Raw genomic sequence first — 21,570 nt, 5'->3', positions numbered from 1 at the left:
GCTCCGGCCCTCTCGCTCTCTCGCGTCACCCTTCTCGCGCTACCCCCGTTTTCCCGGGGCACCCCCATTTTTTTGCGACACCCCCGCACTGCACCTTTCTGCTCCTGCCGAGGAACCACCGCACCCATGAACAGCAGCGACAGCGACCTGAAGATCGCCGGCGACATCCTGGAGGTCCAGCACCTCCTCCAGCCCGCCCGCGAGCACCCCGCCACCGTGGCCGAGTTCGCCGGCCTCGCCCGCTCTCTCGCCGCGGACCGCGCCCAGTGGGCCCCGTACGTCCGGTACGACGCCACCACCCGCTGGTACCACCGGCTGCGCACCGGCCCCGGCTACGAGGTCTGGCTGCTCTCCTGGGTGCCCGGTCAGGGCAGCGGAGCCCACGACCACGGCGACTCGTCCGGCGTGCTGACCGTCCTCGAGGGCGAACTGACGGAGCGTACGGACCGGGGCGTGCGGACGCTGGGGGCCGGGGCGCAGCGGGTCTTCGCGCCCGGGTACGTGCACGAGGTCGCCAACGACTCGCTGGAGCCGGCGGTCAGCCTGCACGTCTACTACCCGGGCCTGACCGAGATGCCCCTGCACGCCTCGCACCGCGAAGGGGCCACGGCGGCGCCGGTCGCCCCCGCAGGAGCCGGAACGGTCTCCGGACCGGGTGCTCCGGCCTCCGCTGCCGCCCTGGGAGCCTGACGTTCCCGTCCGTCACCCGCCTGACAGACTGTTCGCATGCGCATTGTGGTTCTGGCAGGTGGCATCGGTGGGGCCCGTTTCCTTCGCGGTCTGAAGCGGGCCGCGCCCGACGCGGAGATCACCGTCATCGGCAACACCGGTGACGACATCCATCTCTTCGGGCTGAAGGTCTGCCCCGACCTCGACACGGTGATGTACACCCTCGGCGGTGGCATCGACGAGGAACAGGGCTGGGGGCGCGAGGACGAGTCCTTCACGGTGAAGGAGGAACTCGCGGCGTACGGGGTCGGGCCCGAGTGGTTCGGCCTCGGCGACCGGGACTTCGCCACCCATATCGTCCGTACCCAGATGCTGGGCGCGGGCTTCCCGCTGAGCGCCGTCACCGAGGCGCTGTGCGCCCGCTGGCAGCCCGGCGTACGGCTGATCCCGATGTCCGACGACCGGATCGAGACCCATGTCGCCATCGACGTGGACGGCGAGTCCAGGGCGGTGCACTTCCAGGAGTACTGGGTACGGCTCCGGGCGTCCGTGGACGCGAAGGCCGTCGTGCCGGTCGGCGCCGAGACCGCTAAGCCGGCGCCCGGCGTGCTGGAGGCGATCGCCGAGGCGGACGTCATTCTCTTCCCGCCGTCCAACCCCGTGGTGTCGGTCGGCACGATCCTGGCCGTGCCGGGGATCCGCGAGGCGATCGCCGAGGCGGACGTGCCGGTCGTCGGCCTCTCCCCCGTCGTCGGCGGCGCGCCCGTGCGGGGCATGGCCGACAAGGTCCTCGCGGCGGTGGGGGTCGAGTCCACGGCCTCCGCGGTGGCGCGGCACTACGGCTCGGGGCTGCTCGACGGCTGGCTCGTCGACACGGTCGACGCCGGAACCGTGGCGGACGTCGAGGCGGCGGGGATCCGCTGCCGGGCGGTGCCGCTGATGATGACGGACCTGGAGGCGACCGAGGCGATGGCGCGCGAGGCGCTGGCGCTGGCGGAGGAGGTCCGGGGATGACGCGAGACACGGCCGTGCCGGGGGCGGCGGGGGACACCGGCGCGCCCGCCTACCGGGTGTGGGCGCCGGGCGGGCTGCCCGAGGTGCGGAGCGGGGACGATCTCGCCAAGCTGATCGCCTCCGCGGCCCCGGAGCTGCGGGACGGTGACGTCCTGCTCGTCACCTCGAAGATCGTCAGCAAGGCCGAGGGGCGGATGATCGCCGCCGACGACCGCGAGGAGGCCATCGACGCCGAGACCGTACGCGTGGTCGCGCGGCGCGGCGCGCTCCGGATCGTCGAGAACCGGCAGGGGCTCGTCATGGCCGCCGCCGGTGTGGACGCCTCCAACACCCCCGCCGGTACGGTGCTGTTGCTGCCCGTCGACCCGGACGCCTCGGCCCGGGCCATCCGGGAGGGGCTGCGGGACGCGCTCGGTGTCGACGTCGGCGTCGTCGTCACGGACACCTTCGGCCGGCCCTGGCGCAGCGGTCTGACGGACGTGGCGATCGGTGCGGCCGGGGTGCGGGTCCTCGACGACCTGCGCGGGGGCAGGGACGCCCACGGCAACCCGCTCGGCGCGACCGTCGTCGCCACCGCCGACGAACTCGCCGCGGCGGGAGACCTGGTCAAGGGGAAGACGAGCGGGATGCCGGTCGCCGTGGTCCGCGGGCTGCCGCACCTGGTGGGCGAGGTCGCCGGCGCCGAGGGCGGGGCCCGGGCGCTGATCCGGGGCGCCGCGGACGACATGTTCCGGCTCGGCACCTCGGAGGCGGTCCGGGAGGCGGTGACCCAGCGGCGTACCGTCCGGGAGTTCACCGACGAGCCCGTCGACCCCGGGGCGGTCCGGCGCGCCGTCGCGGCCGCCGTCACGGCGCCGGCCCCGCACCACACCACGCCCTGGCGTTTCGTCCTGCTCGAATCGGCCGGGTCCAGGACCCGGCTGCTCGACGCGATGCGGGAGGCGTGGATCGCGGACCTGCGCCGGGACGGCAGGTCGGAGGAGTCGGTCGCCCGGCGCGTCCGCCGCGGCGACATCCTGCGGAACGCGCCGTACCTCGTCGTGCCGTGCCTGGTCATGGACGGCTCCCACCACTACGGCGACGCGCGCCGGGACGCCGCCGAACGCGAGATGTTCGTCGTGGCGGCGGGCGCGGGCGTGCAGAACTTCCTGGTGGCGCTGGCGGGTGAGCGGCTGGGCTCGGCGTGGGTGTCGTCCACCATGTTCTGCCGGGACGTCGTCCGGGAGGTCCTCGGGCTGCCGGAGGGCTGGGACCCGATGGGAGCGGTGGCGGTCGGACACGCGGCGGTGGCGCCGAAGGAGCGGCCGGCGCGGCAGGCGGGACCGTTCATCGAGGTGCGCTGAGGCCACCGCAGACCGGGGGCGGGCGCAGACGGGGCCGGCGCGGACCGGGGCGGGCGCAGACCGGGGCGGGCGCAGACCGGGGCGGGCGCAGACCGGGGCGGGCGCAGACCGGGGCGGGCGCAGACCGGGGCGGGCGCGGGCCAGGGCGGGCGCGGGCCGGGGCGGGCGCGGGTCGGGCCTCGTCAGAGGGCCGCGATGTCGCCCGGGGTCATCCGGGGCGCGCGGCGGGGCGGGGTGTGGCCGCTGAGCAGGATCAGCCGGGCCGCGCGGTGCCGCTGGCCGGCGTAGGGCGCGAGCAGTTCCAGCATGGCCGCGTCGTCGGCGGTGCGGTCGCCCGCGAGGGCGTGGCCGACGATCCCGGGCAGGTGGTAGTCGCCGACGCTCACGGCGTCCGGTGCGCCGTTGCTGCGCTGGACGGTCTCGGCGGAGGTCCAGGGGCCGATGCCGGGGATCAGCTCCAGGCGCCGCTGGGCCTCCTCCGGCTCCATCGCGGCCGCCTCCTCCATGCGGCGGGCGACCTTGGCGGCGCGCAGGACGGTGGCGGCGCGCTTGCCGTCGACGCCGGCGCGGTGCCACTCCCAGGACGGGATGAGCGACCAGGTGCGGGCGTCGGGCACGACGTGCAGTCCGTACGTCCCCTCCGGCGTGGGCCCGGGGGCCGGCTCGCCGAACTTCCGTACGAGCAGACGCCAGGCGCGGTACGCCTCCGCGGTCGTGACCTTCTGCTCCAGGATCGACGGGACCAGCGACTCCATGACCAGGCCGGTCCGGGTGAGGCGGAGTCCGGCGCGGCGGCGGTGGGTGGCGGCGAGCAGCCGGTGGCGGGGGGTGAAGACGGACGGGTCGTCGTCGGCGCCGAGGAGCTGGGGCAGCCGGTCGAGGAACCACTGCGCGCCGGGCCCCCACGCCTCGGCCTCCACCGCGCCGCCCCGGGCGACGACCCTGAGCGTGCCGGGCCCGGCGGGCGTACGGCTGGTCCGCCAGACGGACCCGTCGGGGGTGGCCCGGAAGGTGGGGTCGCCGGGCCCGCGTCGCAGCGGGCCGAGGGTGAGCCCCAGGTCCAGCGGCTCCTCCGGCACCCACCGCCGCGTCACCGCGGCCGTCCGGACGGCACCGGCCGGGCGGGGAGGGGGCACGGCGACATGACCGCCCCGCACGCTGGTGCGGGTGGGACGTGGAGCGAAGCGGCCGGCCATGGGTACGAGGGTAAGCGGCCGGGGGCGGCGGGGGGTGCCGGAGACGGCGCCGGGCCGGGCCGCTCCGGTGCCGCTGGTCCGCCGCTGGGCCGCTACTGGTCCGCTACTGGTCCGAGGAGAAGCGGACCGAGCCCGCCGGGAGGCGGGCGTCGCACCAGACGCGGACGCCGTCGCGGAGTTCGTTGTCGGCCCCCACGTGGGCGCCGTCACCGATGACCGTGCCCGTCAGGACCGTGCGGGCGCCGATGCGGGCGCCCGCGCCGATCAGGGAGTCGGTGATCACCGCGCCGGGTTCGACCACCGCGCCCGCCAGCAGGACGGAGCCCGTGACGCGGGCGCCCTCGCCGACCACAGCGTCCGCGCCGACCACCGTGCCGCCGGTGAGCTTGGCGTCCGGGGCGACGCGGGCCGACGGCAGGACGAGCCGGTCGCCGCAGCGGCCCGGGACCGCCGGCGACGGGGCGCGGCCCAGGACCAGGTCGGCGGAGCCGCGGACGAAGGCCTGCGGGGTGCCCAGGTCGAGCCAGTAGGTGGAGTCGACCATGCCCTGGAGGTGCGCCCCCGAGGCGAGCAGGTCGGGGAACGTCTCCCGTTCGACGGAGACGGGGCGGCCCGCCGGGATCGTGTCGATCACCGAGCGGCGGAAGACGTACGCCCCCGCGTTGATCTGGTCGGTGACGATCTCCTCGGGCGTCTGCGGCTTCTCCAGGAAGGCCGTGACGCGGCCGGTGCCGTCCGTCGGGACCAGGCCGAAGGCCCGCGGGTCCTCGACGCGGGTCAGGTGCAGCGAGACGTCGGCGCCCGACGAGGCGTGGGTGGCGACCAGCGCCTGGATGTCCAGGCCGGTCAGAATGTCGCCGTTGAAGACCAGCACCGGGTCGTCCGGGCCGGAGTCCAGGCGCGAGGCGACGTTGCGGATCGCGCCGCCCGTGCCGAGCGGCTCGTCCTCGGTGACGTACTCCAGGCGCAGCCCCAGCGACGAACCGTCGCCGAAGTAGGGCTCGAAGACCTCCGCCAGATACGACGTGGCGAGCACGATGTGCTCCACGCCCGCCGCGCGGGCACGGGCCAGTTGGTGCGTCAGGAACGGGACGCCCGCCGCCGGAACCATCGGCTTCGGGGTGTTCACCGTCAGGGGCCGCAGCCGTGTGCCCTTGCCACCGACCAGGAGGATCGCTTCTGTCACCTGTCGTCTCTGCTTCCTGTCCGGGTCCGGTCACATCGCTCGTCCGTGCGATATGACCGGTCAGTTTATGCGGACGTTCAGGCGGGTTCTCGTCATCATCGGCCCTGGTACTTCGCCGACGCCGTCCGGGCGGTACCGAGCTTGCCGTACAGGCGCCCGCCGGGGCAGTCCGTCGCAAAGCCGTCACGGTGGCCGGCGATGGTGTTGAACTTGACCTTCTTGCCCTTTTTGTAGCGGTTCCCGCCGCCGGACGTCAGGGTCGCCTTTCCCTTCGGATTCCCCCCGTGCAGCCCCAGCTTCCACGCCGTCAGACGCGCCACGGCCGTCACGGCGGCGGCCGGCGGGTTGGTGGAACTGTAGGTGCCGATGACCGCGATCCCCATGCTGTTGGTGTTGAACCCCAGGGTGTGCGCGCCGAGGACCGGCTTGGACACGCCCCCGGCCCGGCCTTCGTAGATGTTTCCGCACTTGTCGACGGCGAAGTTGTAGCCGAAGTCACGCCATCCGCTGCTCTTCACGTGGTAGCGGTAGATACCGCGCAGGACGGAGGGCGCCTGGGCACAGGAGTAGTTGTTGCCGGTGGCCGTGTGGTGGACGAAGGCCGCTTTGACCGACTTGGTGTAGACGAAGCCCTTTTCGCGCATCTTCTCGTCCGCGCCCCAGCCCTTGCGGGTGACGATCTTCGGGCGGGGCCCGATGTACGGCTTCGCGGCGACGCCTGCGGTCGACAGCCCCGCCGCCGCGGCCGTGGCGGCCCGGGAGAGCGCCGGGAGCACCGACGCCCCGGCGGCCGGCACCGCCGAGGAGGAGGCGGAGGAGGCCGCGGCGTTCGAGGAGGCGGACATCGCCCGCTGGGCGGCGGGCTCCGGCCACGCGCCCGGCGCGTCGTCGCGCGGCTCCGGGCCCGGGTCGATCAGTTCGAGGCGCAGTCCGGCGGGGAGCGCCGCCGCGCCGCGTCCCTCCGGCCGTACGCGGATCTCGACGCCGTCCGAATCGCCGACCCACAGCGGGGCGGTGGCGCCCCGCAGCGCCGCGGAGCTGCCCTCCCGGCTGCCCGGATCGGCGCCGTGCTCGGCGGTGTGGGTCTCCACGTCCTGCCATCCCGACCACTCCGAGCCGCCGGTGGCCCGGGTGCGGACCTGCACGGTGCCGTGCAAGGGGGCCCTGACGTCGTCCCACACCACGCCGAGCAGGGAGAACGGCCTGACGTCCTGCCGGGCGAGGCCGTGCTCGGCGGGGGCTCCCCCGATGGTCCGTTCACCGCCCCCGAGCGGAACGAGGCGCAGGGACTGGGTGGATCCGGCGAGGTCCCCCTCCCCCTGGGGGGCGGCGGGAGCGACGGGCGGGGCGCCGGAGTGCGACGCCGCGGGGGTCGCGAGGGTCAGCGGCAGCGTGAGGGCTGCCGCGCACGTGACGGCGATCGAGGAAACCAGGTTGGCACGCATGGACCGATCGTCGGTACGGCGCGTCCGTTCCGCGCGGCAGGATGGGGCCCGGAAATGGACGGGCCGTCAGTCCGACCGGTGGACGGTGTCACCGGTACGGGGGGTTCCCGCGCCCCTCCGCGCGTACGCTTGCCCGCGTGAACGCCAGCGACCGCACCCCCGCCGACCTGCTGCGATCCGCGCTCGCCGCGGACCCCGCCCGCCCCTTGGTCACCTTCTACGACGACGCCACCGGTGAGCGCGTGGAATTGTCCGTCGCCACCTTCGCCAATTGGGTGGCCAAGACCGCCAACCTCCTCCAGGGCGAGCTGTCCGCCTCCCCCGGCGACCGGCTCGCCCTGCTGCTGCCCGCGCACTGGCAGACCGCGGTCTGGCTGCTCGCCTGCTCGTCCGTCGGCGTGACCGCCGTGGTCGGCGGCGACCCGGCCGACGCCGACTACGTCGTCGCGGGACCCGGGACGCTCGAGGCGGGGCTCGCCTGCTCCGGGGACCGCATCGCACTCTCCCTCGCCCCGCTGGGCCGCCGCTTCCCCGCGCCGCCCGCCGGATACGCCGACTACGCGGTGGAGGTGCCGAGCCAGGGTGACCGGTTCGCCCCCTTCGTACCGGTCGACGCGGACTCCCCCGCCCTCCTGGTCGGCGGTACGGAGTCGACCGGCGCCCAACTGGTCGAGCGCGCCCGGGCGGACGCCGGGGCGCGGGGCCTCGCGCCCGGGTCGCGGCTGCTCTCCGGGCTGTCGTACGACACCTGGGAGGGGCTGTCCGCCGGGCTGTACGCGCCCCTGGCCGCCGGCGGCTCCGTCGTGCTGTGCCGGAACCTGGACCAGCTGGCGCCCGAGGCGTTCGACAAGCGCGTCGAGAGCGAGCGGGTCACCGCGACGGCGGTGTGACGAGCGGCGGGAGAGCCACCCGTACGGCGCAGCGACCCGCCGAGTCCCCGGGTCTGCGCGTCCACTCCGGTGGATGATCGACGGGTACGCGTCCCTCCCCGGACAACCAAGCGTCGGGTTCAGCCGTCTACCCCTTCGACCGGCGGCCCGGGCGCGCCGCCGACGCCATGAAGGACGGACTCAGACGTGACGGACAGTGCTGCCACGCCCGCCGAACCGGACCACCCGGCCGAGGACGAGACGTCCAGCACCTCCGACACGCCCGCCGCCCCCGGACGCACCGGCAAGCCGGGCCGGACCGGCCGGACGAACGGCACAGGCAGGCCGGCCCGGACGGGCAGGAACGCCGGGAACGGCGGGAACGGCAGGACCGGCGGGCGCGCCGGGAACGGCAAGCCCGGTCAGGGCGGCAAGGGGGGCAAGCCGGGAACCGCCGGAAGCCCCGCCGCCTCCAGGACCGCGGGAGGCGGCGGCCCCGTCCACGAACCCGCCGACCCCGCCCGCGCCCGCGCCTCCTCCCCCACCGCCAGCGGAACCGGCACCCTGGCCCCGCCCCTCGCCCCGGGCCCCGGCGGAGGCGCCGGCGGCGGCGGAGGCCCCGGGGGTCCGGAGACCGGCGAGGAGCCCGACGGCGCCCCGCGGGGCAAGCGGCGGCACTGGCTGCGCTGGACGGCGCTCGGCGTCTCGGTCGTGCTGCTCGGCGCGGCCGGCGCCGGCTGGTTCTTCTACCGCAAGCTCGACGGCAACATCACCACGGACACCAGCGCCGCCGCCGAACTGCTCGAGTACGAGAGGGAGCGGCCCGCGCCCGTCGTCTCGGCCGCGCGGAACATCCTCATGATCGGCTCGGACACCCGGGCCGGGGCGGGCAACGCCGCGTACGGGCGGGACAAGGGCACCCAGCGCTCGGACACCGTGATCCTGCTGCACATCTCGGCGGGCCGGTCGAGCGCGACGGCGGTCTCCATCCCGCGCGATCTGATGGTGGACATCCCGAGTTGTCGGGAAGCGGACGGAAAGCGCAGCCGTGAGCAGTTCGCCCAGTTCAACTCGGCGTACGAGATCGGCGGGACGGCGTGCACGATCCGTACCGTCGAGCGGCTGACGAAGATCCGGGTCGACCACCACATGGTGATCGACTTCCGGGGCTTCAAGAAGATGGTCGACGCCGTGGACGGGGTGGAGGTCTGTCTCCGCGAGCCGATCGACGACGACGACGCCCGCCTGAAGCTGCCGGCCGGTCGCCAGACGCTCCGCGGCGAGCAGGCGCTGGGCTTCGTACGGGCGCGCAAGACGCTCGGCAACGGCAGCGACACCGACCGCATGGACCGCCAGCAGCAGTTCCTGGGCGCCCTGGTCAACAAGGTGCAGAGCAACGGGGTCCTGCTCAACCCGACGCGGCTCTATCCGGTGCTCGACGCGGCGACCAAGTCGATCACGACCGACCCCGGGCTCGACTCGCTGCGGGACCTGTACAACCTTGCGCGTTCCATGCGGAGCATCCCGACGGAGAAGGTGCAGTTCCTCACGGTGCCGCGCCGGCCCTACAGATACGACGCGAACCGGGACGAACTCGTCCAACCCAAGGCGAGCCAGCTGTTCACGCGGCTGCGCGAGGACAAGCCGGTGAACGTGGCGCGCGACAGCGGGACGGACGGACAGACGGACGGTCAGGACGACGCGGGGACACCGACGACGGCGCCGACGCCGACGTTCACCGGGCACAACGCGGCGGAGCGGGCCTGCCCGCAGGGGGGTGGGTAAAGCGGAGCTCAAGGGGAGGGCTGGGGTGGATGAGGTTTGGGCAAATTGCCCGGTTGTAAGGGGCGTGGAATTTGTCACGGACGTCGCCCCACGCTGAACTGGGCGGATAGTGTGACGCGATCCGGTGCTCCCGACCGCGTGGTCGCGCACTCAGACGGATCGAACGACCGAGCGCCAGACGGGGGAGGCGCCTCGCGTGGCACCGACGGAGGATTCAAGTAACCGTGGACGCGCACAGCCGTGGACGGGCGGATGAGATCGACCCCGCCGACCAGTGGGTGCTCAACCCGCAGACCGGCAACTACGAACTGCGACTGAACCACTCCGGTGAGCAGTCGTCGGTTCCGTCCCCTCCCCGCGGTGCCACCACCCCCGGCCAGAGAACCGGCGGGCGTTCCCGCCAGGCCGGGCCCGGCCGCGGCGCCGGCCGCCCCGGCGACCACGGTCACGGCGCCGAGCCCGGCCGTGCGGCCGAGGGTTCCCGGACCGCGACCGAGGCACCCGTGCCCGGGCAGCGCCGCCGTCGTGTCACCGAGGGCACCGCGGGCGGGCAGCCGCCGTCGAGCCGGCGCAAGCGCAAGCCGCAGAAGTCCCGCAAGAAGAAGGTGCTGCTGTGGACCGGCGGCACGATGGCGGTCGTCCTCGTGGCCGGTGCGGCGAGCGCGTACGCCCTCTACTCCCACTTCGACGGGAACATCGACACGGTCGACGTGGCCGGGGCGGGCAGCGGTGGCTTCAAGAAGGACCAGGCCGTCAACATCCTGCTGATCGGCACGGACAAGCGGACCGGTGACGGCAACGAGGGCTACGGCGACAAGAGCAGCCCCGGCCACGCCGACACCACGATCCTCTTCCACGTCTCGAAGGACCGGACGAACGCCACCGCGATGTCCATCCCGCGTGACCTGATCACCGAGATCCCCGACTGCGAGACGAAGCAGACGGACGGCACGACCGCCACCATCCCCGGCAAGTCGGCGGACCGGTTCAACAACAGCCTCGGCCAGGACGGCCGCGACCCGGGCTGCACCATGCGTACGGTCAAGAAGCTCACCGGGCTGACCGTGGACCACTTCATGATGGCCGACTTCAACGCCGTCAAGGAGATGACGACCGCCGTCGGCGGCGTGAAGGTGTGCCTGGCCAAGCCGGTCGACGACCCGAAGTCCCATCTGAAGCTGCCGGCCGGCGAGTCGACCATCGAGGGCGAGCAGGCCCTGGCCTTCGTCCGGACCCGCTCCAGCTTCGGCAACAAGAGCGACCTCGACCGGATCCAGATCCAGCAGCAGTTCCTCAGCTCCATGATCCGGCAGATGAAGTCGGACGACACGCTCACCAGTCCGACCAAGCTGTACGGGCTCGCGGAGGCGGCGACCAACGCGCTGACCGTCGACACGGGCATAGGAAGTATCAAGAAGCTCAAGTCGCTCGCCGAGGAACTCGCCAAGATCGACACGAAGAACATCACCTTCGCGACGCTCCCGGTGATCGACAACCCGGACGAGCCCACACCGGTCACGGTCGTCCCGCACCCGACGCAGGCGCCGCAGCTCTTCGCCATGATGCAGTCCGACACCTCGCTCACCGAGGTGAAGAAGAAGCAGCAGGACGCCAAGAACGCCCAGGCGGCGCTGCTCAAGGGCGCACGGGCCACCGCGTCCCAGGTCCGCGTCGACGTCTACAACGGCAGCGGTATCACGGGCGCGGCGCAGAAGACGATCGACTGGCTGCAGAACGAACAGGGCGTGCTCCGGTCCAGCAACAAGAGCAACGCCCCCGAGAAGGCGGCGAAGACCACGCTGACCTACGCACCGAACCAGGCCGATCAGGCCCGCAAGCTCGCGGACATGATGGGCCTGCCCGCCACGGCGCTCAAGCCGGGCACGCAGAACGCCGGGGAGCGTGAGCCCATGACGCTCGTCCTCGGCGCCGACTTCAAGGGCGCGGGGGTGCCCATCACTGGTCCGGCAAAGGCGCCGGCCGGTGTGCAGAAGGTAGAAGCCGACAAACAGGTGTGCGCCAAGTGACCCGGAAACACCGGGTTACGGGCCGCGCCTGAGCAACGAGGGGACCCTGGGGTGGGACAGAGCAGCGTGCGCAGGGAGGGGACGCGTAAACGCGTTCCGCACGCCCGCGATTCGGGCTGGGACGACAGTCTCTACGACGACGGCGAGGGCGCCGGTGTCGGCACCCGCACGCCCGGCCGGGGGGCCGGCGGCGGTGCCGAGGACGAGGACGCGGGCGTTCCCGGCGGCGGTGGCCGCCGGGGCCGCGGATCCGACGGCAGCGGCGGCGACGGCCGCACGGGGCACCGGCGCAAGGGGCCGCGCCGGCGCGCCAAGAAGTCCGGCAGACGCCGGATATTCCGCTGGGTCGCCGCGACGCTCTCACTGCTGATACTCGGCACGGCGGGCGCCGGATACCTCTACTACCAGCACCTCAACGGCAACATCCGCAGCGGCGGCCGCGCGGGTGGCGACAGCGGCGTGAAGAAGACCGCGCCGAACGCGCTCGGCGACACGCCGCTCAACCTCCTCCTCATCGGCTCCGACAGTCGCGCCGACGCCAAGAACGTGGCGCTCGGCGGCGGCAAGAACGAGCGGGACCGCAAGCCGCTCGCCGACGTGCAGATGCTGTTGCACATCTCCGCCGACCGCAAGAACGCCTCCGTCGTCTCCATACCGCGCGACACGATCGTGCCGATCCCCGAGTGCAAGGACGGGGGCGGCACGTCCTACGCCGCCACCACCAACAGGCCCATCAACGAGACGCTCCAGCGCGGCGGTCCCGGTTGCACCCTGACCACCTGGGAGAGCCTCACCGGCGTCTACATCGACCACTGGATGATGGTCGACTTCGCGGGCGTGGTCGCGATGGCCGACGAGGTGGGCGGTGTCCCCGTCTGTGTGAAGACCGGTGTCCACGACCGGTCGACCCGGCAGGTCAAGGGCGGCTCCGGGCTGAAGCTGCCGCAGGGCACCACCGAGGTCAAGGGCGAGCAGGCGCTCCAGTGGCTGCGCACCCGGCACGCCTTCGGCAGCGACCAGAACCGCGCCAAGGCCCAGCACATGTACATGAACGGCATGGTCGAGAAGCTCCAGAACCAGAACGCCTGGACCGACACCGGCCGGCTGATGGGTCTCGCCGAGACCGCCACCAAGGCGCTCCAGGTGTCGGACGAGATCAGCTCGGTGGCGAAGCTCTTCGAGCTGTCGATGCAGTTGCAGAACGTGAAGCTGGACCGTCTGACGATGGCGACCGTCCCGACGGCCGAGTGGGCGCAGGACCGGAACAAGCTCGTCATGGTCGAGAAGGCGGCCGACAAGATCTGGTCGATGCTCCGCGACGACGTCGCCTTCGACAAGAACGGCGAACCGGCGGGCGCCAAGCCGACCGCCTCCGGGCCCGCCAAGCCGAAGGGCCCGGCCGCGGGAGCGCCCGGCACCCTCTCCCTCACCGTGGTCAACGGCACGGGCGGCAACGGCGAGGCGTCCGTGGACGGCCGCGCCGGCGCGATGGCCGAGGCGCTGAAGGAGAAGGGCTTCACGGGGGCCGTGGCGGCGCGGAGCGCCGAGCCGCGCAAGGACACCGTGGTCACGTACGCGAAGGCGGACGGCGATCAGGGCAAGGCCGACGCGGTGTCCGTGGCCAAGGCGCTGGGTCTGCCCGACTCGGCGGTGCGGGCCGACGCCAAGGCGGAGGGCATCACCCTGGTGATCGGCGCGGACTGGCGCGAGGGCACGACCTACAAGAAGCCCAAGGCGGAGGCGGGCGACCTTCCGGAGGGCGCCGCCGACAAGACGGACTGCATGGACGTCTACAGCGTGTACCGCTGGGACGGCAAGAGCTGATCCGGGCGGGCTCGTACGACGGCGAGGGCCGGGACCCCGACGGGATCCCGGCCCTCGGCGCGAGCGCTCAGACCTTCTCGGCGGTGACCGCCGGGCGGCGGCTCGCGATGACCTTCCGCGCGAGGGCGCGCGGGCTGGTCAGGAAGCCGTACCCCCAGGACATGTGCATCGTGGCGAGCGCCACCGGGATCTGCAGCCGGGCCTTCAGCGGCAGGCCCTTGCCGGCCGGGACCGAGCCCGCGGTGATCGCCGCGAGGTAGCCGGCCGGCACGACGAAGCCGAGCGGGGTGAGCGTGGCGCCCACCACCAGACCGGCCGCGATGGCGCAGACAGCCGTGGGCGGCGCGAGATAGCGGAGGTTGATGGAACCCTGGTGGTAGCGGGCCACCACATGGCGCCAACGGCCGTAGTCCTTGTACTGCTTGGCCAGGGCGCGCACGCTCGGCCGCGGCCGGTACTGGACGCGCAGCTCGGGCGAGAACCAGATCAGACCGCCCGCCTCGCGGATGCGGAAGTTCAGCTCCCAGTCCTGGGCGCGGATGAACTCCACGTTGTAACCGCCCTGCTGCTCCAGGGCCTCCCGGCGGAAGACGCCGAGGTACACCGTCTCGGCGGGGCCCGCCTGACCGCCGGTGTGGAAGGCGGCGTTGCCCACACCGATCTTGGAGGTCATCGCCGCGGCGACCGCCTCCTCCCAGGCGTTCTCGCCCTCGGCGTGCATGATCCCGCCGACGTTCTGCGCGCCGGTCTCCTCCAGGAGGCGGACGGCGGTGGCGATGTAGTCGGCCGAGAGCATGCCGTGGCCGTCGACCCGCACCACGATCGGGTGACTCGACGCCTTGATCGCCGCGTTGAGCGCGGCGGGCGTACGGCCGGTGGGGTTGGGGACGGTGTGGACCCGGGGGTCCTCCCGTACGAGTTCGGCGGCGATCTCGTCGGTGCGGTCCGTGGACGGCCCGAGCGCGATGACCACCTCCATCTCGCCGTCGTACTCCTGCTCCAGGATGTGACGGACCGAGTTGCGCAGGTGCCGCTCCTCGTTGAGGACCGGCATGATCACGGAGACGGGCGGCAGCGCGGAGGGCATCTCTTCCTCGGGGTCACGGGGGAGGCGTAGGCCCTGTCACGTTACCGCGAACGGGGGACACGGACGCGCGCCGCGGGGGCCGGTGTGCGCTGGCGGTGATCGTATGGGCCTACGGTGCTCACGGTTCCCCTTGTCACACCCGCGGAGGTGTCCCCCGGTGCCCACACCGTCCCGCACGCCCCGTCCCCGCCCGGCCACCGCCCGTCCGGGGCAGGCCCGGCGCGTCAGACGGGCGGCGCGGCCTCGGTGGGGCATGCGGATGGCGACGACGCTCTCGGTGCTGGTCCTGGGCGCGGGTGGGATCGGTCACGCGGTGGTCACCGGCCTGGACACCGGCATCGACCGGGTCGACGCGTTCAAGGACATGAAGAACCGGCCCCAGGCCGGGCACGGGATGAACGTGCTGGTCGTGGGGACGGACGGGCGGGAGAGGATCAGCGAGGAGGAGCGGCAGGCGTACCGGCTCGGCGGCGCGCCCTGCCGGTGCACCGACACCGTGATGATCGTGCACATCTCCGAGGACCGGGAGCGGGCGAGCGTGGTGAGCCTGCCGCGCGACTCCTACGCGGAGATGCCGGAGCACGTCGACACGACCACCGGAAAGCGGCACCAGGCCCATCCGGTGAAGCTGAACGCCGCCTACGCCGAGGGCGGCCCCGGGCTGACCGTGCGGACCGTGGAGAGCATGACGGGCGTGAAGATCGACCACTATCTGGAGGTCGACTTCACCAGCTTCATGCGCACCGTCGACGCGGTCGGCGGGGTGCGGATCTGTACGACCCGGCCGATGAAGGACGCGTACACCGGGCTCGACCTGCCGGCCGGGACCCACGAGCTGTCCGGTGGTCAGGCGTTGCAGTACGTCCGCTCGCGCCATGTCGACGGGGCCGCGGACATCGGGCGGATGCAGCGCCAGCAGCGGTTCGTCGCCGCGCTGATCCACCAGGTGACCAGTAGCGGGGTGCTGCTCAATCCGGTGCGGTTCCGGACGGTCGCCAGGACCATGATGACGTCGGTGCGGGCCGACCGTGACTTCGGTACGCACCAGATGCTGGGGCTCGCCAAGGCGATGCGGACGTTCTCGCCGGCGTCGTCGGAGTTCGTGTCCGTGCCGATCGGGGACATGAGCTTCCCGGTGAAGGGGATCGGCTCGACGGTGAAGTGGGACGCGGCCAAGGCGCAGAAGATCTTCCAGTCCCTGCGCGAGGACCGGCCGCTGGCGCCGCTGCGCACGGTGGCCACCGGCCCGCAGGCGGTGGTGGTGGACGTGGCGCCGAGGACGGTCCGGGTGCAGGTCTACAACGGGACGCGCACGGGCGGTCTCGGCCGGAAGGCCGACGCGGCGCTGCGCGGCACCGGCTTCCACACCACCGGCGTCCCGCGCACCGGCCAGGGCCCGGAGCGCCGGCGCACGCTGGTGGAGTACGACCCCGGCTGGGACCGCTCGGCGAAGGCGCTGGCGGCGGCGCTGCCGGGGGCGGAGCTGCGGGCGGTGAAGGGGCAGGGCGGGACGATGAAGGTGACGGTGGGCGCGGACTACCGGGGGGTCACGGCGGTCCGCGTGGAGTCGCACACGGCGGCGTTCGAGCCGGTCACCGGCGACCAGGTGGTCTGCCCTTAGGTCGTGTCCGGGGCGGGCGGCTCCCCGAGGGGCGCGGCCGGGCGGCCGCACGGCCCTCGCCGGCGTCGTGCCCGCGGCCGTCAGTCCTCGTAGCCCTCCGCCGCGCGGCGCTCCCGCAGGTCCTTGATCGCGCGGCGGCGGGCCAGCCGGTGGGTGCGGCGGATCTGCGCCTCCTGGTAGCGGCGCTTGTCCTGCTCCGTCTCGGGGAGGACGGGCGGGACCACGCGCGGCTTGCCGTCGGCGTCGACCGCCGCGAAGACCAGATAGGCCGAGCCGACCTGCTGGGCGGGGGTGGACTCGTTCCAGCGTTCGGCCATGACCCGGACGCCGACCTCCATGGAGGACCGGCCCGTCCAGTTGACCTGCGCCTTCACATGGAGCAAGTCCCCGACCCGGACCGGTTCGAGGAAGGCCATCTCGTCCATGGAGGCGGTGACGGCCGGGCCGCCCGAGTGGCGTCCGGCGACGGCGCCGGCCGCGTCGTCCACGAGCTTCATGATCACTCCGCCGTGCACCGTACCGAGGAGGTTGGTGTCGTGGCTCGTCATGATGTGGCTGAGCGTGGTGCGTGAAGCGGAGGTGGGCTTGCCCGGGATATCGCCCTGATCTGTCATGCCCTCCACCTTATGCCGGGTCCCGTCGGCGTCTCCGCTCCGTCCGCTTTGCATCAGCTTGGCAACAGCGCCGACCCGATACTCCCCCCACCCTGTCGGGCCGAGGCGGGCGGCCTGCACACTATCCGCATGAATGACTGGCCCGAAGACGGCGGATACGGCCGCGGCGGAGCGAACTCGCAGCCCGAGGGTGCTCGCCGCATGCGCCATGTGCAGCGCCCGCAGGTCCCCCAGCAGCAGCCGCAGCACGGCCAGGGGCAGGGCCAGGGGTACAACCCGAACTTCACGCAGCACCAGGCCACCGGCTACGACAGCGGCTACAACACCGGCCAGGTCTACGGCCAGGGCGGCGGCGGTCGGGGCACCGTGCCGCCGCAACACGACCCCCGGTACGCGCCCCCGCCGCAGCCGGCCCGCCCCGCGCCCGACTGGCGGCGCCGGATCAAGGTCGGCTCCGTCGTGCTGCTGGTGGCGGTACTGGCCTGGGGCATCGGGACGTACGCCTGGGCCAGCTCCCAGATGCGCAACGAGGTCGACCTCACCAAGGTCATCGAGCGGCCGGCCGAGGGCGACTGCACGACCTATCTGATCGTCGGCTCCGACAGCCGTGAGGGCATGTCGGCCGAGGAGAAGAAGAAGCTGCACACCGGCTCCGCCGAGGGCAAGCGGACCGACTCGATGATGATCCTCGCCGCCTGCGGCAGCGGGAACACGATGATCTCGCTGCCCCGTGACTCCTGGGTCACCATCCCCTCCTTCGTCGGCTCCGAGTCCGGCAAGAAGTTCGCCGCCCGCGGCGGCTCCAAGCTGAACGCCGCGTACGCGATGGACGGGCCGGAGCTGCTGGTCCGGACGGTCGAGTACAACACCGGGCTGCGGATCGACCACTACGCCGAGATCGGCTTCGCCGGCTTCGCGAACATCGTGGACGCGCTCGGCGGTGTCGAGATGAACATCGAGAAGGGCTTCAAGGACAAGAAGTCCGGCGCCGACTTCCAGGCCGGTCAGCAGACCCTCAACGGCGAGCAGGCCCTGGCCTTCGTCCGCACCCGCTACGCCTTCGCCGAGTCGGACCTGGCCCGGACGAAGAACCAGCAGAAGTTCCTGTCGGCCCTGGCCAACCAGGCGGCGACGCCGGGCACGATCCTCAACCCGTTCGCGCTCTACCCGACCCTGGGCGCCGGTCTGGACACGCTGATCGTGGACAAGGACATGTCGCTGTACGACCTCGGCAAGATGTTCTTCGCGATGAAGGGGATCAGCGGGGGCGACGGGAAGTCGATGAACATCCCGATCTCGGGCAGCGCGCCGCAGGGCTCCCTGAAGTGGGACATGCCGAAGGTGAAGCAGCTGGTCGGGCAGATCCAGAACGACGAGCCGGTGACGGTGACCTCGAACCGCTGAGGCGCCGGCCCCGGACGCACGAGAGGCCCCCACCGCGCGGTGGGGGCCTCTCCCGTTCTTACCCGACCACCCCTGACTACCGTCGAGTAACCCGGGGGGACGGGGCGGGCCGGCGCTCCGGGACCGGGTGAGCTTTCCGACAGCCCCTGCCCGGCCGCACCGCGTCCGCACCGGCCCCGACTATGCTCGGGCAGGCATTTTCCGCCTGTACGCACATGGAGTCCCGCATGGCCCTCAAGATCACCGTGATCGGCACCGGCTACCTCGGCGCGACACACGCGGCGGCCATGGCGGAGCTGGGCTTCGAGGTCCTCGGGCTTGACGTCGTACCCGAGAAGATCGAGCTGCTGGCGTCGGGCCGGGTGCCGATGTACGAGCCCGGGCTCGAGGATCTCCTCGCGCGGCACGCGCACGGGATCGAGGGCTCGACCGGGCGGCTGCGCTTCACCACCTCCTGGGAGGAGGTCGGCGCCTTCGGCGACGTCCACTTCGTCTGCGTGAACACCCCGCAGAAGCACGGCGAGTACGCCTGCGACATGTCGTACGTCGACGCGGCCTTCACCTCGCTCGCCGGGGTGGTCCGCCCGGGCGCGCTGGTCGTCGGCAAGTCGACCGTGCCGGTCGGCTCGGCCGAGCGGCTCGCCGGGCTGCTGCCGGAGGGCGTCGACCTGGCCTGGAACCCGGAGTTCCTGCGCGAGGGCTTCGCCGTCCAGGACACCCTGCACCCGGACCGGATCGTGGCCGGCGTGCGGAGCGAGCGGGCGGAGAAGACGCTGCGCGAGGTGTACGCCGGGCCGATGGGCGAGGGCACGCCGTTCGTGGTGACGGACTTCCCCACGGCCGAGCTGGTGAAGACCGCGGCGAACTCCTTCCTGGCCACCAAGATCTCCTTCATCAACGCGATGGCGGAGGTCTGCGAGGCCGCCGGCGGCGACGTCGCCAAGCTGGCCGAGGCGATCGGCTACGACGACCGGATCGGGGCCAAGTTCCTGCGGGCCGGGATCGGCTTCGGCGGCGGCTGCCTGCCGAAGGACATCCGGGCGTTCATGGCCCGGGCGGGCGAACTGGGCGCCGACCAGGCGCTCACCTTCCTGCGGGAGATCGACTCCATCAACATGCGGCGGCGCGGCCAGATGGTCGAGATGACCCGGGACGCCCTGGGCGACGGCTCGTTCCTCGGCAAGCGGGTGGCCGTGCTCGGCGCGACGTTCAAGCCGGACTCGGACGACGTACGCGACTCGCCCGCGCTGAACGTGGCCGGCCAGATCCACCTCCAGGGCGGACAGGTGACGGTCTACGACCCGAAGGGCATGGACAACGCCCGCCGGCTCTTCCCGACGCTCGGATACGCGGACTCGGCGCTGGAGGCGGTGCAGGGCGCGGACGTGGTGCTGCACCTCACCGAGTGGCGCGAGTTCCGCGACGCCCTCGACCCGGCGGAGCTCGGCGAGGTCGTCGCCTCGCGGGTGATCCTCGACGGCCGCAACGCGCTCGACGCGAACCGCTGGCGCGAGGCCGGCTGGGTCTACCGGGCGATGGGCCGGCCGCGGGCGTAGGGCCTTTCGTTTGGATCAGGCCGGATCAGGGAGCGGGGTCTGGTGCCGTGCATCGCAAGGCGGAGGAGGGAGTCAACGCGGAGCGTTGGCGACTGACGACAACGCGGCGAGGTGCGGTGCCAGGGCCCGCGAGCCCGGCATGATCCAAACGAAAGGCCCTAGGGGAATGCCTGTCGATCCGGCCTGATCGGCAAGACACCCCCCTAGGGCGCCTCCCGCGGATAGATCCAGAGGCGCCCGGGGGCCGTCAGGGGGCGGGGCGGCGCAGGCGCGTGGCGCGGGAGTGGAACTCGGTCTCGCGCAGGACGCGGGCCACGTTGCCGCCGGTGAGCCCCTGGATGTCCTCCTCCGGCCAGCCCCGCCGCAGCAGCTCCGCGACGAGGCCCGGATAGCCGGTGTGCGACGCGGGGCCGTGGGAGAGGCCGACCGACCGGGCTCCGGCCAGGGCGCGCAACCGGTCCAGCGCGTCGGCCGCGACGGAGACGCCGTCCGCCGACGGGACCATGCACACGCCGCCGTTCCGGCCCAGCAGGCCCAGCACGTCGTCCGGGATGGCCTCCGGCTCCGCCCGGGTGAACAGGACCGGGGCCTTGGTGGTCTCCAGGGCGCTGCGCAGCGTGTCCGGGGCGGCGCCCGAGAGCTCCACGAGGACGCCCAGCCGGTTCATCTCCCGTACCACCTGATGGGTGAAACGGTCGAAACCGGTCAGCGTGACGGCCCGGACGCCGAGCTGCTGGTACGCCCGGAGCGTGGCGAGCGAGCCGCCGAGGGCGGCGGCGCTCGCCGGGCCCAGCACGGCCGCGACCCGGCCGCAGTTGCGGGCGTCGTCCATCTCCGTCGTCGTCCGCGCCAGGCGCAGGTCCTCCGGGCAGGCGGCGACCAGGGCCCGTACGGTGTCGATCCGGCGCAGGGTGTCGACGACGGGGTCCTCGCCGGGCTCCGGATGCAGCGACCAGAACTGCGCCGCCACCTCCGGCGCCCGCGGCAGCGGCAGGTCCTCGGGGTCGGGGACCTCGGTGAGGTGCGCGTGCCCCTCGATGACCGGGTGGGCGGCCAGCAGCACGCGGGCGCGCTCCTCGTCCGGGGCCGACGGTGGCCCGGCGTCGTCGAGCTCGCCGACGGCGGCGGAAGCGGCCGAGAGGGCAGGGGCGTCGTCCAGCAGGTCTGCCATGGGGGACTCCGAACTCGGGTGCGGCAGTACCACCCCACCGGACGCGGCGGGGCAGTACCGTCCACCGTGCCACCGCCCCCCGCCCGGGTCGCGGTGGACGGCGCGTTCGAGGGACGGGCGGCCGGCTCTCGGAGCCTCAGTCCTTGGTCCCGATGATCCACTCCATGCCGAAGCCGTACGCCCGGTCCATCTGCGGCTGCGGCCCGTGCGTGTCGGTGCCCATGAACCAGCGGACCTCGCGGCGCACGCTCAGCCCGCCGGAGGCCGGCTCGATCAGGGCGATCGCGCAGCCCAGCGCCCCGGCCGGGGCGTCGTCCAGCAGGATCCGGAAGCCGCCCGACGGGGCCGTGACGGTCACCGCCGCGCCCAGGCTGCGGAAGTCCACCGCGCCCTCGTAGACGTAGGTGAAGACCAGCAGCCGGCGGAAGCGGGCGCGGTGCTCCAGGCTCACCTGGAGGGTCTCGCCGTCGGACGTGGCACCGGTCCGGTCGTCCCCGTCGAGCCGTGCGTACGGGGGTTCGGTGAGCGAGCCGAAGAGACGGCCGAGGGGTTGCACCACGTGCGCGGTGCCGTCGGCGAGCGCGACCATGCAGCCCAGGTCGAGATCGGCGCCGGTCGCGGCGGACCAGTTCAGGTTCGCCTGGAGCACCCCACGTCCGGACACCTGTGCGAGGGGCGCCGCCCGGGTCAGGAGCGGCGCGGCGGGCTGCTTGAGACGGATCACTCCGCGCGGACGGTCGGCACGCACAACAAGCCCCC

General features: G+C 73.0%; 17 protein-coding genes. 10 read left to right on the top strand and 7 right to left on the bottom strand.

The window, feature by feature from the left end; all coding sequences use genetic code 11:
* Positions 1-126 precede the first annotated feature (126 nt).
* The 3 genes from ACZ6RC_RS27735 to ACZ6RC_RS27725 are packed head-to-tail and all read left to right on the top strand — an operon-like array spanning position 127 to position 3,026.
* A complete protein-coding gene (locus ACZ6RC_RS27735) occupies positions 127-690 on the top strand; it encodes a cysteine dioxygenase (RefSeq protein ID WP_391145406.1) in 564 nt (187 codons plus the stop codon).
* Between the two features lie 36 nt (positions 691-726).
* Positions 727-1,683, top strand: a complete 957-nt coding sequence (gene cofD, locus ACZ6RC_RS27730) for a 2-phospho-L-lactate transferase (protein ID WP_469588072.1) — start codon at positions 727-729, stop codon at positions 1,681-1,683.
* Complete coding sequence (locus ACZ6RC_RS27725; protein ID WP_469588070.1) at positions 1,680-3,026, top strand: coenzyme F420-0:L-glutamate ligase; 1,347 nt, start codon at positions 1,680-1,682, stop codon at positions 3,024-3,026. The genes cofD and ACZ6RC_RS27725 overlap by 4 nt, the downstream gene beginning before the upstream one ends.
* A 182-nt stretch (positions 3,027-3,208) precedes the next feature.
* On the opposite strand, the gene ACZ6RC_RS27720 is transcribed toward ACZ6RC_RS27725, so the two are convergent.
* From ACZ6RC_RS27720 to ACZ6RC_RS27710, 3 genes are all read right to left on the bottom strand, one after another.
* Entirely contained in the window at positions 3,209-4,222 is a 1,014-nt protein-coding gene (locus ACZ6RC_RS27720; RefSeq protein WP_469588066.1) for a DNA-3-methyladenine glycosylase family protein, read from the bottom strand.
* A 103-nt stretch (positions 4,223-4,325) separates the two neighbouring features.
* On the bottom strand, positions 4,326-5,408 hold the full coding sequence (gene manB / locus ACZ6RC_RS27715; RefSeq protein ID WP_391145418.1) for a mannose-1-phosphate guanylyltransferase: 1,083 nt from the start codon (positions 5,406-5,408) through the stop codon (positions 4,326-4,328).
* Between the two features lie 95 nt (positions 5,409-5,503).
* Entirely contained in the window at positions 5,504-6,853 is a 1,350-nt protein-coding gene (locus ACZ6RC_RS27710; RefSeq protein WP_469588063.1) for a peptidoglycan recognition protein family protein, read from the bottom strand.
* Between the two features lie 137 nt (positions 6,854-6,990).
* Between ACZ6RC_RS27710 and ACZ6RC_RS27705 the strand changes: the two genes are divergently transcribed.
* The 4 genes from ACZ6RC_RS27705 (at position 6,991) to ACZ6RC_RS27690 (ending at position 13,358) form a co-directional block, all read left to right on the top strand.
* Positions 6,991-7,743 carry a TIGR03089 family protein gene (locus tag ACZ6RC_RS27705; RefSeq protein ID WP_391145422.1) on the top strand — a complete coding sequence of 251 codons (753 nt, stop codon included), beginning with the start codon at positions 6,991-6,993 and terminating at the stop codon, positions 7,741-7,743.
* A 186-nt stretch (positions 7,744-7,929) separates the two neighbouring features.
* Positions 7,930-9,507: an LCP family protein gene (locus tag ACZ6RC_RS27700; RefSeq protein ID WP_469588060.1), complete on the top strand. Its 1,578-nt coding sequence runs from the start codon at positions 7,930-7,932 to the stop codon at positions 9,505-9,507.
* A 224-nt stretch (positions 9,508-9,731) separates the two neighbouring features.
* A complete protein-coding gene (locus ACZ6RC_RS27695; RefSeq protein WP_469588058.1) occupies positions 9,732-11,534 on the top strand; it encodes an LCP family protein in 1,803 nt (600 codons plus the stop codon).
* 51 nt (positions 11,535-11,585) lie between these two features.
* Positions 11,586-13,358, top strand: coding sequence for an LCP family protein (locus ACZ6RC_RS27690; protein WP_469588055.1), 1,773 nt, complete (start codon positions 11,586-11,588; stop codon positions 13,356-13,358).
* A gap of 67 nt (positions 13,359-13,425) precedes the next feature.
* On the opposite strand, the gene ACZ6RC_RS27685 is transcribed toward ACZ6RC_RS27690, so the two are convergent.
* Positions 13,426-14,445, bottom strand: coding sequence for a glycosyltransferase family 2 protein (locus ACZ6RC_RS27685; protein ID WP_453617183.1), 1,020 nt, complete (start codon positions 14,443-14,445; stop codon positions 13,426-13,428).
* 103 nt (positions 14,446-14,548) lie between these two features.
* On the opposite strand from ACZ6RC_RS27685, the gene ACZ6RC_RS27680 reads away from it, so the two are divergent.
* A complete protein-coding gene (locus tag ACZ6RC_RS27680) occupies positions 14,549-16,066 on the top strand; it encodes an LCP family protein (protein WP_469588052.1) in 1,518 nt (505 codons plus the stop codon).
* An 80-nt stretch (positions 16,067-16,146) separates the two neighbouring features.
* On the opposite strand, the gene ACZ6RC_RS27675 is transcribed toward ACZ6RC_RS27680, so the two are convergent.
* Entirely contained in the window at positions 16,147-16,680 is a 534-nt protein-coding gene (locus ACZ6RC_RS27675) for an acyl-CoA thioesterase (protein ID WP_469588050.1), read from the bottom strand.
* A 129-nt stretch (positions 16,681-16,809) separates the two neighbouring features.
* Here ACZ6RC_RS27675 and ACZ6RC_RS27670 point away from each other — a divergent pair, with 129 nt between their 5' ends.
* Complete coding sequence (locus tag ACZ6RC_RS27670) at positions 16,810-18,084, top strand: LCP family protein (RefSeq protein ID WP_469588047.1); 1,275 nt, start codon at positions 16,810-16,812, stop codon at positions 18,082-18,084.
* A 227-nt stretch (positions 18,085-18,311) separates the two neighbouring features.
* Positions 18,312-19,640, top strand: a complete 1,329-nt coding sequence (locus ACZ6RC_RS27665) for a UDP-glucose dehydrogenase family protein (protein ID WP_453617293.1) — start codon at positions 18,312-18,314, stop codon at positions 19,638-19,640.
* Positions 19,641-19,887: 247 nt separating this feature from the next.
* Here ACZ6RC_RS27665 and ACZ6RC_RS27660 read toward each other — a convergent pair whose 3' ends face one another.
* Together ACZ6RC_RS27660 and ACZ6RC_RS27655 are read right to left on the bottom strand one after the other, a co-directional pair.
* Complete coding sequence (locus ACZ6RC_RS27660; protein ID WP_469588044.1) at positions 19,888-20,811, bottom strand: membrane dipeptidase; 924 nt, start codon at positions 20,809-20,811, stop codon at positions 19,888-19,890.
* Positions 20,812-20,947: 136 nt separating this feature from the next.
* Positions 20,948-21,559, bottom strand: coding sequence for a tellurium resistance protein (locus ACZ6RC_RS27655; RefSeq protein WP_469588042.1), 612 nt, complete (start codon positions 21,557-21,559; stop codon positions 20,948-20,950).
* Between the last annotated feature and the right edge of the window lie 11 nt (positions 21,560-21,570).

The sequence above is a fragment of the Streptomyces sp. NPDC048353 genome, from assembly GCF_055587165.1.
The sequence above is the reverse complement of the archived record's forward strand: the minus strand, read 5'-3'. Positions and strand labels throughout refer to the sequence as shown.